The sequence below is a fragment of the Xanthobacter variabilis genome, assembly GCF_043831965.2.
Lineage (GTDB): Bacteria > Pseudomonadota > Alphaproteobacteria > Rhizobiales > Xanthobacteraceae > Xanthobacter.
Genome location: NZ_CM195533.1, coordinates 788,994 through 804,418, shown reverse-complemented (window position 1 = coordinate 804,418; position 15,425 = coordinate 788,994). Strand labels below are relative to the sequence as shown.

Genomic DNA, 15,425 nt, shown 5'->3' with positions numbered 1-15,425 from the left:
CATGCCGGCCATCACCTACAACTTCGCCTATCTGGACGAGCAGACGAAGCGGATGATCCGCCGCGCCATCCTGAAGGCCATTGCCATTCCCGGCTATCAGGTGCCCTTCGCCGGCCGCGAAATGCCGATGCCCTATGGCTGGGGCACGGGTGGTGTGCAGGTGACCGCCGCCATCCTTGGTGCCGACGATGTGCTGAAAGTCATCGACCAGGGCTCGGACGACACCACCAATGCGGTGGCCATCCGCACCTTCTTCGAGACCACGGCGGGGGTGGCAACCACCACCCGCACCGAGGAAGCCAGCGTCATCCAGACCCGCCACCGCATTCCCGAGACGCCGCTGAAGGCGGGCCAGGTGCTGGTCTATCAGGTGCCCATCCCCGAGCCCCTGCGCTTCCTGGAGCCGCGCGAGACCGAGACGCGCCGCCTGCACGGCCTGGCGGACTACGGATTGATTCACGTGAAACTCTACGAGGATATCGCCCATCACGGCCACATCGCCACCACCTATGCCTATCCGGTGCGGGTGAACGGGCGCTACGTGATGGACCCCTCGCCCATCCCGAAGTTCGACAATCCGAAGATGCACATGAGCCCGGCGCTGCAGTTGTTTGGTGCGGGGCGCGAGAAGCGCATCTATGCGGTGCCACCTTACACCCCGGTGGTGCCGCTGGATTTCGAGGACCACCCCTTCAAGGTGCAGACCTTCTCGGAGCCCTGCGCTTTGTGCGGAGCCGAGGGGGTCTATCTCGACGAGGTGATCCTGGATGACCAGGGCGGGCGCATGTTCGTGTGCTCGGACACGGACCATTGCGCCACCCGCCAGAGCGAGGGCCACACCGGCCGCATGAGCGCCCCCTATGCGCCCAAGGCCGCCCCGAGCGAGGGAGGCCAGCCATGAGCGGGGATGACATGAGCCGCGATGATGAGGGCCGGGATGCCGACACGCCTTTGCTGATCGCCGAAGGCCTCACCCGTTATTACGGCGCGCGGCTCGGCTGCGCGGATGTGAACCTCACCCTTTATCCGGGCGAGGTGCTGGCCATCGTGGGCGAATCCGGCTCCGGCAAGTCCACCTTGCTGGGCCTTCTCTCCACCGAGCTTGGCCCCAGCGCCGGCCGCGTCCTCTACCACATGCGGGATGGGCAGACGCGCGACCTTGCCGCCTTGAGCGAAAGCGAGCGGCGCCTGCTGCTGCGCACGGACTGGGGCTTCGTGCGCCAGCATGCCGAGCAGGGGCTGCGCATGGCGGTTTCGGCCGGCGGCAATGTGGGCGAGCGCCTGATGGCCGTGGGCGAGCGCCATTACGGCCGGATCCGCGCCGAGGCCATCGACTGGCTGGGCCGGGTGGAGATTGCGGCGGAGCGCGTCGACGACGATCCGCGCACCTTCTCCGGCGGCATGCGCCAGCGCCTGCAGATCGCCCGCAATCTCGTGACGCGCCCGCGCCTCGTTTTCATGGACGAGCCCACGGGCGGGCTCGACGTGTCGGTGCAGGCGCGTTTGCTCGATCTCATCCGCCAGCTGGTGGCCGAGTTCGGCCTTGCGGTGGTGATCGTCACCCACGATCTCGCGGTGGCGCGGCTTTTGTCTCATCGCATCATGGTGATGAAGTCCGGCCACGTGATCGAGGAAGGGCTCACCGACCAGGTGCTGGACGATCCGCGCGAGCCCTACACCCAGCTCCTCGTCTCCTCGGTGCTCACGCCATGACCCAGACGCAGCTTTCGACGACGCCCGTTGGCGCGGCTCATCCCCTGCTGGCGGTGGAGGCCATCGCCAAGCACTTCACCCTTCACCTCCAGGGCGGTGTGGAACTGCCGGCGGTGGCGGGCGTCTCGTTCGAGGTGTTTCCCGGCGAATGCGTCGCTTTGGGCGGGCCTTCGGGGGCGGGCAAGAGCTCCATCCTGAAGATGGTCTATGGCAATTACCGCACCGATGCCGGCGCCATCCGGGTAGCCGATGCCGAGGGACTGGTGGATGTGGCGCGGGCCGATCCGCGCCGCCTCATCCGCCTCAGGCGTGAGCGCATCGGCTATGTCAGCCAGTTCCTGCGGGTGATCCCGCGCGTATCCGCCCTCGACGTGGTGGCCGAGCCGCTGCTGATGGAGGGCGTTGCGCGGGAGGAGGCGCTGGCGCGGGCCGGCGCGCTGCTCGCCCGCCTCAATTTGCCCGAGCGGCTGTGGCGCCTGCCGCCGGCCACCTTCTCTGGCGGCGAGCAGCAGCGTGTGAACGTGGCGCGCGGCTTCATCGGCTCCCAGCCGCTCTTGCTGCTGGACGAGCCCACCGCCTCCCTGGATGCCGCCAACCGCGCGGTGGTGGTGGATCTCATCGCCGAGAAGAAGGCCGCCGGCTGCGCCCTCCTCGGCATCTTCCACGATGCCGACACCCGTGAGGCCGTGGCCGACCGGGTGGTGGACGTGACGCGTTTTTCCGCCTGACGAACGAAGCCGGGCGGCGCACCCCCGCCGCCCGAGGGGCCCCGGCCAGGACCGGCGCCGAAGGCAAAGGGACAGGACATGAACGAATTGGTGCTCGCCAACGCCCGCCTGGTGCTCGCCGGGGAGGTTCTGGAAGGCCATCTGCGCGTCGCTGACGGCCTTATCGTCGAGATCGGAACCGGTGCGGTGCCCGCCGGCGCGGAGGATCTCGGCGGCGACTATCTCTTGCCGGGCCTCGTGGAGCTGCACACGGACCATGTGGAAGGCCACCTGGCGCCGCGGCCCAAGGTGAAGTGGAACCCGCTTTCCGCCGTGCTCGCCCATGATGCGCAGATCGCCGCATCGGGCATCACCACCGTCTTCGATTCGCTCCGGGTGTGGCCGGACAAGCGCGCGGTGGGCATGGATGGGGATGCGCCCTCCCTCATCACGGCCTTCGAGACCGCGCGGAAGGCCGACGCCCTGCGCGCCGATCATCGCATTCATCTGCGCTGCGAGGTCGCCACCGACACGGTGGTGGAGGATGCCGCGGCCATCATGGCCGCTACTCCCGTCCATCTCATCTCGCTGATGGACCACACGCCGGGCCAGCGCCAGTTCGCCACCATCGAGCAGTTTCGCAGCTATTACATGAAGAAAAGCGGCGTCAGCGCCGAGGAAATGGACGTGATCGTCTCCACGCGCCTCGATTTCCACGAGCGTTATGCCCGCAACAACCGCGCCGGCCTCGTTGCCCTCGCCCATGCCCATGGCTGTGTTCTGGCGAGCCATGACGACACCACGGCGGAGCACGTGGCCGAGGCCATTGGCGATGGGGTGGCCATCGCCGAATTTCCCACCTCCGAGGAGGCGGCGCGCATCTCGCGCGATGCGGGCATCCGCGTGCTGATGGGGGCGCCGAACCTGGTGCGCGGTGGCTCCCATACCGGCAACGCCTCCGCAGAGGACCTTGCGCGGGCGGGCTTGCTCGACATCCTGTCTTCCGATTACGTGCCGGGAAGCCTGCTGTGGTCGGCCTTCGACCTGGCGCGGCGCGTGCCCTCCATTTCCCTGCCGGCAGCGGTGCAGCGCGTCACCAAGATCCCGGCCGAGGCGGTGGGGCTGGCGGATCGCGGCGAGATTGCCGTGGGCCGTCGCGCCGATCTGGTGCGGGTGTCGCCGCTGGGCGGGATTCCAGCCGTGAGGAGCGTCTATCGTGAGGGGCGGCGCGTGGCATGACGGGTGATCGAAACGGCCTTGCGGCCGGGCCTCCTGTGGCCGGCTCACCTGCAGAGGGGGCGCCTGCGGAGGCGTCTCCTGCCATCGAGACCTTGGGTCCGGGCGCGCTGATTCTGGTGGTCGGCCCCTCTGGTGCCGGCAAGGACACGCTGCTGGACATCGCCCGTGCGCGGTTTGCAGGGGATGGCCGCGTGATGTTTGCGCGGCGGCTCGTCACCCGAGCGGCCGGTGCCGGCGAAGCCCACGGCACCTTGAGCGAGTCGGAGTTCGCGGATGCCCTTGCCGAGGGCCGGTTCGCGCTGTGGTGGCGCGCCCATGGCCTGGCCTACGCCCTGGGGCCTGAGGTGGCGCAGCAGATCCGCGCCGGTGGCGTGGTGGTGGCCAACGGCTCGCGCGCGACCCTGGTGGAAGCGCGGCGCCGCTTTGCGCATCTCGCGGTGGTGCTGGTGACGGCGCCAGCGGAGGTGCGCGCCGAGCGGCTTGCCGCGCGCGGGCGGGAGGACGCGGCCGACATCCGCGAGCGCCTGCTGCGTCAGCCGGATCTGGCGATCGCGCCGGATCTGGTGATCGACAATGTGGGGACGCCGGATGACGGCGGAGCGCGCCTTTCGGATTTCATCGCCGCCCGCATCGCGTGATCTGCCACGATGGAAGTCCCGATGGGGCTGGCGCGTGACGCCTGCGTCACTCAAAAACGGGAACAGGGCTCCTGCAAAGGCTGGCCAAATGGAGACAGGGCACATGCGGTGAATGGAAATTCACCGCATGTGCCCTGGAGGTCCCTTTGCGCGCGCCGCCTTGGGGCAAGTGCTTCCGCCGTTGCTTCCGCTTTCGCGCAAGCTGGCTTTTCCTTGGGGGCGAGCCCCGATTGGCGGCTTACTGCCGGTAGTGCTGGATGCGCGTGGTGCGCAGGCCCGGCAGGCCGTGTCGGTCGATGGAGGCTTGCCAGGAGAGGAATTCGTCCATCGTCAAAGTATAGCGCTTGCAGGCTTCCTCCAGGGAGATCAACCCGCCGCGCACCGCAGCCACCACCTCCGCCTTGCGCCGGATGACCCAGCGCCGTGTGTCCGGAGGCGGCAGATCGGCGATGGTCAGTGGACTGCCATCCGGCCCGATCACATATTTTGCTTTTGGCCGATAGGCATCGGTCATCTTTACGCCACCTTTTACTCTACTCAACCCGGGAAGACACTGGCAGGTGGCGATGAAAATTTCCCTAAGGCCTTGATGAAGATGCCATTTACTCATCTTAACATGGCATGAACAGATGGTTGGAGAAGTGTAAACTTCGCGCGGCAGAGTGTTAAGCACGGCCCATCTCGGGGAAAGGGCGCGGCGCCTCCTGTTACCCGCGCCGGGTCTTGCGTTTTCCGGCTCTTCGCCGCCTTTGGCCGAAGAGTGCGCGGATGTGCGAGGGGCGCAAAACGTCAATGCCCGGCGCGAGGCCGGGCATTGCTGAGCTTACGGAACGGATGGCGCGATCGAGGTCCACCGCCGAAGAAAATTGCTTCTGAAAGGCTGGCGCCGTTCAGAAGGACACGCTGAGGCGCCCCTGAACGGCATTGTCCTGCGAGTCGCTGGCGAGCTGGCCGGAATAGGCCACCGCGAGCACGGCATTCGCCGTCAGGTTCCAGTCGATTCCCGCCTCCACCAGGGCGGCATCCCGAGCGATGGGCACGCCATAGATGGTGAAGGGCGCGCTGCCCAGGGCGAAGCTCTGGGTGAGAGTGGGCTCGACATCCCCGAAGGCATGCTGCCAGGCGAGGGCCGCCCGCGCGGTGAGGCTGGCCTGGCCCAGGGCGAAGGTCTTGGCAGTGCGTAGGCCCAGGGCGGTGAGGACGTTGTCCTGGGTCAGGCCGCTCGAGGTCAGGGCGGTCACGCCCCCGGTCTCGGTGAAGCTGTCGAGGTTCAGCCGCACATAGGCAAGGCCGGCATAGGGCGCGAGGCTCACGCCCGACAGGTTCATGTCGTAGGCGGCCTCTCCGAAGAGCTGGCCGGTGGTGCCGTTCTGGTCGGCGGAGAGGCTTTGCGCCAGAAGGCCCGGCAGCGCCGTGGTGCGGCTGGTGGAAATGTCGTGCCACGTATAGCTGCCCGCAAGCTTCAGATCGAAGCCGGCGAAGCGGGTGGCCGCGTAAAGCGCCAGATCGTAATTGTTGCTGGTGCCGGAGCCGCTCACGCCGTCGGTGTCGAAGGAAGACTGGCTGATGCCGCCGGCGATGCCCAGGCGCCAGTCCGCCGTCAGGCGCGTGTCGATGCCGCCGAACACGCCGCCGATATTGCTGGAGACATCGAAGGCGCCGTTTCCGCTGGCATTGCCCCAGCTGCCGAAGCCCTGGGCCCAGACCGTGGGGGTGAGGGTGGGGGCGAGTTGCGCGGTGGCGATGGGCGCCTGGGCGTAGCCGAGGGGCTGTGCCTGCGGCGCGGTCTCCTCCGCCGCCTGCTGCAGGCGGCCATTCACCGCCTGCCGCAGATAGATGGACTGGTTCTGCAGAACCGAGGTGGTGGAGGCGTGCACCTCGCCGGTGAGGCTGTTGAGGGCACCGAACGCGCTGGCGCGGTCGAGGGTGACGGCGAATTCCAGGATCGGGCTCGAATAGGGCAGGCTCGCCACGGCGAGGCCCGCGGCCGCGGCATTACGGGTGCCGCCGGCGGTGGCGAAGGCTGCCCGGTCGGGTGCCACGGAAACGCTCAGGCTGTCGCCGCTCACCACCGCATCCGCCTTCAGGAAGGCGCCGGCCGTCGTCACCTGCTCGAAGCTGCCGGTGATGCCGGTGGCCGAGGACAGGACGGTGTAGGACCCCAGCTTGGCCAGGGCGCCATCCTCCGACACCAGCACCAGGCGCCCGCCAAGGGTAACGAGGCCGCTGGCGGCGATGAGGTCGCTGGCCCCCGCCGCATTGGTTTCGGCCACATAGAGCGAGGACGAGGTGAAGGTGACCGGCCCGCTGACGGTGATGGTGCCGATGGAATTGCCCGGCGCCACCACCCCGGCATTGACGAGGCCACCCACGATCAGGCCGTTGCCGGAGAGGGTGCCGTAGTTCTGCACCGTGCTCTCCACGGTGCCGTTGTTCACCAGGGCGCCGAAGTTCCACAGCGCGGCATTCACCGAGGTGAAGGTGCCCGCATTGTTCAAGGTGGCATCGGGGGCGACGGCATAGCCGCCAGCGCTGATGAAGCTGGCACCGGCGCTGATGTCGAGGTCGCCCGCCAGGGTTCCGGTCAAGGCGAGCGTGCCTTCGCCGACGCTGGTGCCGCCGGTATAGGTGTTGTCCCCGGCCAGCAGCAGGGTGCCCGTGCCCATCTTCACGAGGCCGCCGGCACCGGAAATATCGTTGCTCCAGATGTCGAAGGCGTGCAGGCCGCCCTCGGCCGCGTTCATGGTGACGGTCACGGTGTCGTCGAAGGCGCCATAGCCCCCGGCTGCCGCGTAGAGGTTGAGCCGGGCCCAGCCCGTGCCGTCGTCCAGGGGGACGCCGGAGGGCAGCTCGGTGCTGGCCAGCACGGCGTCGAGTTGGTCGGCGGTCATGTAGGGGAAGCGGTTGCGGATGAGCTCCTTGGCCTCTTCGGGCACGATCGGTGCGAGGTTCGTCGCGCCCACCGAAGGCAGGCCGTAGGTGAGGAACCAGGTGGCCTCCTCGCGCGCCTGGCGATAGGCCGCGGCGGTGGGAACGGCGCCGCTGGCGATGCAGCCTTTCACGTCCGCGCCGCAGGCGGCATGAAGGGGCGAGACGGCGCTGAGCCCCTCGCTGGCCAGGGCCTCGGCCAGGTCCCGCTTGTTCTTCTCGGTGGATTCCTGGAAGTTGGACGAATAGTTGGGATCGTTAGCCATCAGCTTGGCCAGGGCCTGCATGGCCACGATGCGGCCGCCGATTACGTCCAGCGCATAGTGCACGCCGAGGACGTTGCGGCTCAGGGCATATTGCTCGCCGGCCGCGAAAAGCTCCTGATAATAGGTGGGCAGCAAGATGGCGTAATAGATGGCGGAGGTGTAGCCGTAGGTGGTGTGGCCGCTCGGGAATGCCGCCACCGTCTTATTTCCCTCCCACTGGTCTACCTGGCTGGTCACCGAGTCGGGATCGGTCGGGGGCGTGGTCCAAGGGTGGTCGCGGATTTCGGGTAGGGTTAGGAACGGGCGTGGATCGCCCACTGGTGGATCGGGCAGGTTATAGGCGCGGCCATAGATGTTCTTTTCGCCAAAATAGTCTTTCACAATGCTCACCTGCTCGGTCTCGTACGAATAGTAGAGATCGTAGGCGATATGGCCGGGCAGCCTGTTGTTCGAGGCCCAATCGACGATGGTCGCGCTGATGGGCGAGGAGACCATGCCGAAGATGTTGGCCGTCGAAACATAGGGGTCGAAGGGGGTCTGCGCATTCTTGACGGCGAGGTTCTTCAGCGCCTCGCTCGCGCCCTGGTAGACATCAATGGTGGCCTGGGCATTGGCCTGCAGCAGCGCCTGGCCGGCCGCGCTGTCCATCAGGGTGCTGAATGTCGAGAGGGCGCGGATGTGGTCCGCGGTCTGGTGCTCGGCGCAGCTCTGGGTATGGCAAAAGCTGGCCTGGGCCAAGGCTGGCACCGCGGAAAGGCAGAGCGCCACCCCGGCCAGCAGCGCCCGCGTCCACTGGCGAAAGCTGCGCTGCGGGCGGCGCCATATGGGGCGGCATATGGCGTGCGCGCCCGTGCCCCCATTCGTCCCGAACACCGCCTGCCGAAGGTCCGAGCGGACGCGCGTCCCCACCTGCTGCATCATGGCCTGCCCCCTGAGTATCGCACTTGCGTACCATCGCGCATCGGTGATGGGCAAGACGAAATGGCAGAATATGAAGATTTTGCAGTATCCGCTTTCGGATCGGTTCTTTGGCGAGCGTCTAATGCGTTGATTATGAGTTAATATCTGGAATAATGGGCGAGAATGACAGGTCCTTACATTTGGAATGACAGCCCGGAGCGGGGTGTCTTCCCGTCCGCTGTCTGGGGCCGTGCGGTGTGCGTGGGTGGAAAACGAAAACGCCCGGCCGTTGCCAGCCGGGCGCCTTGCATCACTCTTCCGCGGCTTTCGCCGCCGCCGTCAGCCTTCGATGCGGTCGAAGTCGGCGATGGCGCGGGTGGCGGTGCGGATTTCGTCCAGCAGCTTCAGCCGGTTCTCGCGCAGGGCCGGGTCCTCGGCATTCACCGTCACCGCCTCGAAGAAGGCATCCACCGGGGCGCGCAGGTCCGCGAGCGCGGTCATGGCGGCCTCGAAATCCTCGCCGGCAAGGGCGGTGGCCATGCGTTCTTTCACGTCGTCCATGGCGGCGGCGAGCTTTTCCTCGGCCTCTTCCTTCAGCAGGGCGGCTTCGGTCGGGCCCTTATAGGTCTTGCCGTCCTTCTTCTCCTCGATGCGCAGGATGTTGACCGCGCGGCGATAGCCGGCCAGCAGCGTCTTGCCGTCCTCGCTCTCCAGGAAGCGCGCCAGCGCCTTCATGCGCAGCACCAGCTCGAACAAATCGTCCTGGCCGGGAAGGGCGAACACCGCATCCACCAGATCAAACCGCGCCCCATTCTCCCGCAGATACACCTTCAGGCGATCGGCGAAGAAGGAGAGGAGGTCGGTCGACTGCTGGACGGCACAGGGAATGTACAGAAGCTCGTCCAGCTCCTTTGCCTCTTGGCTGTTCCCGAGCTGCTCGCGCTGAATGAGTAGCGTGGCAAGAGACGGCGCGGCGCCAATTTCTACTGAAACCGCGTTCACGTCGAAGTTCTCGCGGAGAGACGTTTCTCGCACCTTCTCCGGAAGCTGCATCCACGCCGCCTTCATCAGATCGAGCAGCCGCAGCCGCAGCCCGTTCTCCAAGATGATCCGGATCACGCCCAGCGCCGCCCGGCGCAGGGCATAGGGGTCCTTGGAGCCCGTGGGCTTCTCGTCGATGGCCCAGAAGCCCACCAGGGTGTCGATCTTGTCCGCCAGCGCCACGGCGATGGAGACCGGGGCGGTGGGCACGCGGTCGCCGGGGCCCTGGGGCTTGTAATGCTCCTCGCAGGCGACGGCGACTTCCGGCGCCATGTGCTCAGCCTGCGCGTAATAGCGGCCCATCAGGCCCTGCAGCTCGGGGAACTCGCCCACAACCTCGGTCAGCAGGTCCGCCTTGGCGATTAGCGCCGCTTCCTCCGCGAGAGCCGGATCGGCACCCACCTGCGGCGCGATCTCCTTGGCGAGGCGGGCGATGCGATCGATGCGCGCCTTCTGCGAGCCGAGCTTCTCGTGGAAGGTGATGTGCTCGAACTTGCCCATGCGGCTTTCGAGGCCATTGGCCAAGTCCGTGTCCCAGAAGAACTTGGCATCCGACAGCCGGGCACGGATGACCCGGCCATTACCGGCCACGATGGCCTCGCCGCCGTCGGTGGCGACCAGGTTCGAGATCAGGACGAAGCGGTTGGCCAGGCGCCCGGTCTTGGGGTCCTTGAGCACGAAGCACTTCTGGTTGGCGCGGATGGTGGCGCGGATGACTTCATCCGGGATGTCGAGGAAGCGTTCCTCGAACGACCCCATGAGCACCACCGGCCATTCCACCAGCCCGCAGACCTCTTCCAGCAGGCCCTCATCCTCCACCAGCTCCAGCCCGGCAGCGAGCGCCAGATCCTTGGCGTCGTTGAGGATGATGTCCTTGCGGCGGTCGCGGTCGGCCACCACCTTGGCGGCCTCCAGCTTCGCCATCCAGTCGTCCAGCCGCTTCACGGTGAAGGGCTCCGACGCCATGAAGCGGTGGCCGTAGGTGACGTTGGAGGAGGTGATGCCCTCCACCTCGAAGCTCACCACTTCCGGCTCGTCCCCTTCCGCGCCAAAGGTGCAGACGATGGAGTGCAGCGGGCGCACCCAGCGCAGCGTTCCGGTGCCCCAGCGCATGGATTTCGGCCAGGGGAAGGAACGGATGATCTCCGGAATGATCTCGGCGATCACCTCCGGCGTGGGCCGGCCCTTCTTCTCCACCACGGCGACATAGAAATCGCCCTTCTTGGGGTCGGTCTGCACCTTGGCCTGATCGATGGAGGAAAGCCCCGCGCTCTTCAGGAAGCCGGCGAGCGCCGCCTCGGGCGCGCCCACGCGCGGGCCCTTCTTCTCCTCCTTCTGGTCCGCCTGCTTGCCGGGCAGGCCATGCACCGCCAGCGCCAGCCGGCGCGGGGTGACGAAGGCCTTGGCGCCCTCATAGAGCAGGCCCCGGTTCACCAGCGCGTCGGTGACGAGCTTGCGCAGGGTGTCGGCCGCATTGGCCTGCATGCGGGCGGGGATTTCTTCGGAGAAGAGTTCGAGCAGAAGATCGGGCATGGCTGCTTTTCAAGCAATCTCGGCCGTCGTGACGACGGTGGCGAAGCGGTCGGCAAGCTCCGCGAGAGCGGTGCGATGGATGTCGTGCGCGGCAAGGTCGGGTCCGCCCAGCGGGTCCGGCAGCGCGCGGGTGGCGACGGCGTCGGCCGCCACGAAGGAGGTGTAGCCCAGCTCCAGCGCGGCCCGCGCCGTGGTGCTCACGCACATATGGGTCATGAAGCCCACGAAGATCACGGCCTTGCGCCCGGTGGCGTCGAGCTGGGCCTTGAGGTCGGTGCCGGCGAAGGAATTGGGCAGCAGCTTTTCAACCACCCCTTCCCCCGGCCCGGGAATGGCGGGGGCGGCGAAGGCAAAGCCCGGCCCCTTGGGATCGAACGGACCGCCCGAGCCCTCGGCGCCCTTGTGGGCCACATGGATCACCGGTGCGCCGGCCGCGCGGGCTGCCTCAAGCAGCCGGCCGATGGCGGCGAGGGCGGCTTCAACCCCCACGAGCGGGACGAGCCCGTCCACATATTCGCGCTGGGCGTCGATGACGACCACAGCGCATTCGGAAAGAGCCGGCTTGCGCTGTGGCACGCCCGCGAGCTGGAACAGGGTTTTCGCGCCGCTCATGCCGCATCCTCCCGCACATCGGCGCGGCCGGCGGCGGTCTTCAGCCAGGCCGCGCCGCAGGCCTTGGCCAGCTCGCGCACGCGCAGAATGTAGCTCTGGCGCTCGGTCACCGAGATGACTCCGCGCGCATCGAGCAGGTTGAACACGTGGGACGCCTTGATGCACTGGTCATAGGCCGGCAGCACCATCAGGTGCTTCTCGCCAGCGTCGCCCGCCGCCAGATATTTGTGGCAGGCGCCCTCCGCCATGCGGAACTGCTCCAGCAGCATGTCGGTGTCGGCATATTCGAAATTATGCCGCGAATATTCCTGCTCGGCCTGCAGGAACACGTCGCCATAGGTGGTCTTCTCGGCGCCCTCGCGGCCGTTGAAGTTGAGGTCGTAGACGTTCTCGACCCCCTGCACATACATGGCGAGGCGCTCCAGCCCATAGGTGAGCTCGCCGGCGACGGGCGAGCACTCAAAGCCCGCCACCTGCTGGAAATAGGTGAATTGCGAGACTTCCATGCCGTCGCACCAGCACTCCCAGCCCAGGCCCCAGGCGCCCAGCGTCGGGCTCTCCCAGTCGTCCTCCACGAAGCGCACGTCGTGCACCTTGAGGTTCACGCCGATGGCTTCCAGCGACTTGAGATAGAGCTCCTGGAGGTTGTCCGGCGAGGGCTTCAGGATCACCTGGAACTGGTAATAATGCTGCAGCCGGTTGGGGTTTTCGCCATAGCGCCCGTCCTTGGGCCGGCGCGAAGGCTGCACATAAGCGGCCTTCCAGTGCTTCGGCCCCAGCGCGCGCAGGGTGGTGGCGGGGTGGAAGGTGCCGGCGCCCACTTCCATGTCGTAGGGCTGGAGGATCACGCAACCCTGGTCCGCCCAAAAGCGCTGAAGGGTCAGCAGCAGGGCCTGGAAGGAGCGGTCGGGCCGCATGTGGGGCGGAAGGGCGGGATCGATCATGAGGGGCTCGCGAGAAAACGGGCGAGCGGACGCGAAGCCGAAGGGCCGGATGCGCCGCCGCGCGGGCGGACACTAGTTTTTCGGCCCGGCGAGATCAAGGGAAGGCGGCCCGGTGGGCCCCAACTCGTTGGCGCGAGGCAAAAGCTGCGCACGGCAGGAGCCGGGTCGGCCAGGAGCTGCAAACGGCGCGGGCAAGGCAGGAGTCGCGCAGCGTGCGGATGAGGCAAGAGCCGTGCACGGCGCGGGTACGGCAATAGTCGCGCAGGGCGAGAGCCGTGCGAGCGAGGAGCCCCGGCCGGTGCGCCGGACGGGGCTCCCATGGCGGAGGATCGCGGTCGGGATCAGCCGCGCGAGCGCGCGCGGATCATGAAGTCGTCATAGTTGAACTCGGCGATCTGCCACCACAGATAGCCGTTGTTGCGGAACGCCTTCACGTCTTCCCAGATCTTCTTGAACTCGGGATTGACGGCGGAAACCTCGTCATAGAGGCCGTTGGCCGCCTTGTAGGCCGCGTCCAGCACGTCGTTGGGGTAGCGGCGCAGCTTGGTGCCGGCCTTCACGAGGCTCTGGATGGCGATGGGGTTCTTGGCATCGTAGCTGGCCAGCATGCTCTCGTTGGCGCGGGCGCAGGCGGTGGTCAGGGCCGCGCGATAGGTCTTCGGCAGCTTCTCCAGCTCTTCAAGGTTGAAGAAGAAGTTGAGGGCCGCGCAGCCTTCCCACCAGCCGGGATAGTAGTAATAGGGCGCCACTTTGTAGAGGCCCAGCTTCTCGTCGTCATAGGGGCCGACCCACTCGGCGGCGTCGATGGTGCCCTTCTCCAGCGCCGGGTAGATGTCGCCGCCGGCGAGCTGCTGCGGCACCACGCCAAGCTTGGCCATCACCTGCCCGCCCATGCCGGCGATGCGCATCTTGAGGCCCTGGAGATCGGCGGTGGACTTGATCTCCTTGCGGAACCAGCCGCCCATCTGCCCGCCCGTATTGCCGCCGGGCAGCATGGAGACGCCGTACTTCTTGTAGAAGTCGTTCAGCAGGTTGAGCCCGTTGCCGAAGAGGAACCAGGAATTCATCTGCCGGGTATTGAGCGAGAACGGAATGGCGGTGCCAAGGCCGAAGGTCGGGTCCTTGCCCACATAATAATAGGAGGCCGAGTGGCACATCTCGACGGTCTTGTTCTGTGTGGCGTCGAGGGCCTGCAGGCCGGGGACGATCTCGCCCGCCGCGAACACCTGGATCTGGAACTTGCCGTCCGTCACCTCGGCGACCGTCTTGGCCATCAGCTCGCCGGCGCCATAGATGGTGTCGAGCGACTTGGGGAAGGACGAGGTGCAGCGCCACTTCACTTCCGGCGCGGACTGGGCAATGGCCGGCATGGCCACGGCGGTGGAGGCGGCGACACCGGCACCGGCGGCGGTCAGGAAATCACGGCGTTTCATGCGGGCAGCTCCCTAGGACGTCTTGCACGACGCGCGCCTGATCGCTTCGGGCGAAGCGGCGTCGAAGACCTATCTAGAGCGGCAGTCTGCAGAGGGAAAGTATGTTTGCACCGCAAAAATGGCATTGGCGTACTTAAAACTGCGCCAATGCCATCTATTTGGACATAAAATTGCGCAACTACTCGATAACGATGCGCGGGGCCGCCTTGCCGCCCGTCTCCAGCCGGTCGAGGGAGGCCTTCACGCCCGCCGCAACGTGGCGGTAGGCGTCCGCCTGCTCGCTTTGCGGATCGGAAACCATCACCGGCAGGCCCGCGTCCGACATCTCGCGGATGCGCATGCTGAGTGGGATTTCACCCAGGAAGGGAACGCCGAGCTTGTCGGCCTCCGCATGGGCGCCCCCATGGCCGAAGATGTCCGAGCGCCCGCCGCAGTGGGGGCACACGAAATAGGCCATGTTTTCCACCACGCCGAGAATGGGCACGTTCACCTTCTCGAACATGGCCACGCCGCGCCGCGCGTCGATGAGGGCGAGGTCCTGGGGGGTGGAGACGATGACGGCGCCGGCCAGGTTCACGTTCTGCGCCATGGTCAGCTGGGCGTCGCCGGTGCCAGGGGGCATGTCCACCACCAGCACGTCGAGCGGGCCCCATTTCACGTCGCGCAGCATCTGGGTGATGGCGCTCATCACCATGGGGCCGCGCCAGATCATCGGCGTTTCCTCTTCCACGAGGAACCCGATCGACATCAGCTGCAGGCCAAAATTCTCCAGCGGAATGAGGGTCTTGCCGTCCTCCATCTCCGGCTTCTGGGACAGTCCGGTGAGGCGGGGCAAAGAGGGGCCGTAAATGTCGGCGTCGAGCAGGCCCACCTTCAGGCCGAGATCACGCAGGGCTAGGGCCAGATTGATGGAGGTGGTGGACTTGCCCACCCCGCCCTTGCCCGAGGCCACGGCGATGATGGATTTCACGCCCGGCACCGCGGTGCCCTTGGCGGGCGCGTGCCCGTGGGCGGCCGCCGGGGCGGGCTTGGCGGCGGGAGCGGGCTTGGCGGCCGGGGCGGCCGCGCGCTCGGCGGTGAGCGCGACCAGGGCCGAGGCGACGCCGGGCACGGAGGCGGCCGCCTTTTCCGCGGCGATCCGCACATCTTCCCAGGCCCGCACCTGGGCCGGATCCACATTGATGGACAGGTAGACCTTGCCGGAGGTGATCACCACGCCCGACAGGGCGGACGAATCCGCAAGGGTCACGCCCTCCGGGGTCTTCACCTGCTTGAGGGCGGCGCGCACGGCGCTCTCGGTGGCGGTTTCGCTGGCGCCGTTGGCCAGTGTGCTGTCGGCCATCACGTCTCTCCCGCGCCGCCGGCCTGCGGCGGCGCCCGGCAACAGGGCGCGGAGCGCGTGAGCGGCACTCTGGAACCAATTGAATGTACCCTTGCTTCGCACGATGTCGCCCTTCTGCAAAGCCTCACT

12 protein-coding genes are annotated in these 15,425 nt (G+C 67.0%); 5 read left to right on the top strand and 7 right to left on the bottom strand.

Annotated features, from left to right (window positions below; translation table 11 throughout):
* Nucleotide 1: 1 nt before the first annotated feature.
* The 5 genes from V5F26_RS03550 (at nt 2) to phnN (ending at nt 4,297) form a co-directional block, all read left to right on the top strand.
* Nucleotides 2-901 (top strand): alpha-D-ribose 1-methylphosphonate 5-phosphate C-P-lyase PhnJ, encoded by a 900-nt coding sequence (locus V5F26_RS03550; RefSeq protein ID WP_234053292.1) that lies wholly within the window; start codon nt 2-4, stop codon nt 899-901.
* Nucleotides 898-1,713 (top strand): phosphonate C-P lyase system protein PhnK, encoded by an 816-nt coding sequence (phnK, locus tag V5F26_RS03545; RefSeq protein WP_394058153.1) that lies wholly within the window; start codon nt 898-900, stop codon nt 1,711-1,713. Before V5F26_RS03550 ends, phnK begins: the two co-directional genes overlap by 4 nt.
* Nucleotides 1,710-2,441: a phosphonate C-P lyase system protein PhnL gene (phnL, locus tag V5F26_RS03540; protein WP_394947731.1), complete on the top strand. Its 732-nt coding sequence runs from the start codon at nt 1,710-1,712 to the stop codon at nt 2,439-2,441. The genes phnK and phnL overlap by 4 nt, the downstream gene beginning before the upstream one ends.
* Nucleotides 2,442-2,519: 78 nt before the next feature.
* Nucleotides 2,520-3,659, top strand: coding sequence for an alpha-D-ribose 1-methylphosphonate 5-triphosphate diphosphatase (locus V5F26_RS03535; RefSeq protein ID WP_394058150.1), 1,140 nt, complete (start codon nt 2,520-2,522; stop codon nt 3,657-3,659).
* Complete coding sequence (gene phnN, locus V5F26_RS03530; RefSeq protein ID WP_394058148.1) at nt 3,656-4,297, top strand: phosphonate metabolism protein/1,5-bisphosphokinase (PRPP-forming) PhnN; 642 nt, start codon at nt 3,656-3,658, stop codon at nt 4,295-4,297. Before V5F26_RS03535 ends, phnN begins: the two co-directional genes overlap by 4 nt.
* Nucleotides 4,298-4,535: 238 nt before the next feature.
* Here phnN and sciP read toward each other — a convergent pair whose 3' ends face one another.
* The 7 genes from sciP to V5F26_RS03495 form a co-directional block, all read right to left on the bottom strand.
* A complete protein-coding gene (gene sciP, locus V5F26_RS03525) occupies nt 4,536-4,811 on the bottom strand; it encodes a CtrA inhibitor SciP (protein WP_234053240.1) in 276 nt (91 codons plus the stop codon).
* Between the two features lie 376 nt (nt 4,812-5,187).
* Nucleotides 5,188-8,412 carry an autotransporter domain-containing protein gene (locus V5F26_RS03520; protein WP_394947730.1) on the bottom strand — a complete coding sequence of 1,075 codons (3,225 nt, stop codon included), beginning with the start codon at nt 8,410-8,412 and terminating at the stop codon, nt 5,188-5,190.
* Nucleotides 8,413-8,730: 318 nt separating this feature from the next.
* Complete coding sequence (gene glyS / locus V5F26_RS03515; protein WP_394947729.1) at nt 8,731-10,965, bottom strand: glycine--tRNA ligase subunit beta; 2,235 nt, start codon at nt 10,963-10,965, stop codon at nt 8,731-8,733.
* A gap of 9 nt (nt 10,966-10,974) precedes the next feature.
* Entirely contained in the window at nt 10,975-11,577 is a 603-nt protein-coding gene (locus V5F26_RS03510) for a cysteine hydrolase family protein (protein WP_394058143.1), read from the bottom strand.
* Complete coding sequence (locus tag V5F26_RS03505) at nt 11,574-12,521, bottom strand: glycine--tRNA ligase subunit alpha (protein ID WP_394947728.1); 948 nt, start codon at nt 12,519-12,521, stop codon at nt 11,574-11,576. The genes V5F26_RS03510 and V5F26_RS03505 overlap by 4 nt, the downstream gene beginning before the upstream one ends.
* Nucleotides 12,522-12,862: 341 nt before the next feature.
* Nucleotides 12,863-13,954, bottom strand: a complete 1,092-nt coding sequence (locus V5F26_RS03500) for a TRAP transporter substrate-binding protein (protein ID WP_394058142.1) — start codon at nt 13,952-13,954, stop codon at nt 12,863-12,865.
* Nucleotides 13,955-14,132: 178 nt separating this feature from the next.
* Nucleotides 14,133-15,296 (bottom strand): Mrp/NBP35 family ATP-binding protein, encoded by a 1,164-nt coding sequence (locus tag V5F26_RS03495; RefSeq protein WP_394058140.1) that lies wholly within the window; start codon nt 15,294-15,296, stop codon nt 14,133-14,135.
* Nucleotides 15,297-15,425 lie beyond the last annotated feature (129 nt).

Coding starts and splice junctions, on each gene's coding strand:
- V5F26_RS03550 (WP_234053292.1), top strand. CDS start 2: ATGCCGGCCATCACCTACAACTTCGCCTATCTGGACGAGCAGACGAAG.
- phnK (WP_394058153.1), top strand. CDS start 898: ATGAGCGGGGATGACATGAGCCGCGATGATGAGGGCCGGGATGCCGAC.
- phnL (WP_394947731.1), top strand. CDS start 1,710: ATGACCCAGACGCAGCTTTCGACGACGCCCGTTGGCGCGGCTCATCCC.
- V5F26_RS03535 (WP_394058150.1), top strand. CDS start 2,520: ATGAACGAATTGGTGCTCGCCAACGCCCGCCTGGTGCTCGCCGGGGAG.
- phnN (WP_394058148.1), top strand. CDS start 3,656: ATGACGGGTGATCGAAACGGCCTTGCGGCCGGGCCTCCTGTGGCCGGC.
- sciP (WP_234053240.1), bottom strand. CDS start 4,811: ATGACCGATGCCTATCGGCCAAAAGCAAAATATGTGATCGGGCCGGAT.
- V5F26_RS03520 (WP_394947730.1), bottom strand. CDS start 8,412: ATGATGCAGCAGGTGGGGACGCGCGTCCGCTCGGACCTTCGGCAGGCG.
- glyS (WP_394947729.1), bottom strand. CDS start 10,965: ATGCCCGATCTTCTGCTCGAACTCTTCTCCGAAGAAATCCCCGCCCGC.
- V5F26_RS03510 (WP_394058143.1), bottom strand. CDS start 11,577: ATGAGCGGCGCGAAAACCCTGTTCCAGCTCGCGGGCGTGCCACAGCGC.
- V5F26_RS03505 (WP_394947728.1), bottom strand. CDS start 12,521: ATGATCGATCCCGCCCTTCCGCCCCACATGCGGCCCGACCGCTCCTTC.
- V5F26_RS03500 (WP_394058142.1), bottom strand. CDS start 13,954: ATGAAACGCCGTGATTTCCTGACCGCCGCCGGTGCCGGTGTCGCCGCC.
- V5F26_RS03495 (WP_394058140.1), bottom strand. CDS start 15,296: ATGGCCGACAGCACACTGGCCAACGGCGCCAGCGAAACCGCCACCGAG.